The organism is Pseudomonas sp. 2822-17, from assembly GCF_002742485.1.
Lineage (GTDB): Bacteria > Pseudomonadota > Gammaproteobacteria > Pseudomonadales > Pseudomonadaceae > Aquipseudomonas > Aquipseudomonas cyclaminis.
The window spans coordinates 1-282 of record NZ_LJRZ01000077.1 but is presented as its reverse complement, the minus strand read 5'-3'; the positions used below and the strand labels follow the sequence as shown (position 1 = coordinate 282).

The window sequence follows — 282 nt, the reverse complement described above, 5'->3', positions numbered from 1 at the left end:
AAATAAAACGGCAGCTTTTTATTTTAGCTGCCGTTTTATTTATGTGCTCTTCTTGCAAACTCAACAAAACGAAATTTATCTGGTCTGTGTCTTGATTCTGTATATTGAAAAATGCTGGCGTCTTCTAAGTGCACGAAGTTTTTTACAACTACAATATTTGAAAAGCCTTCTAAATCAAGCAATTCACAATCTTCTTCCGTTGGCTCTTCTACTGTAATCTCTTTCTTTGCGAAGCTAATGGTTAACCCTAATTCTCCTTCTATGTACTCATAAATAGAGTTT

General features: G+C 34.0%; 1 protein-coding gene. It reads right to left on the bottom strand.

The features are described 5' to 3' along the window. Window positions 1–35: 35 nt before the first annotated feature. The coding region (locus AOA60_RS01050) for a UTRA domain-containing protein (protein WP_143522307.1) at window positions 36–282 on the bottom strand (247 nt) is incomplete at its 5' end.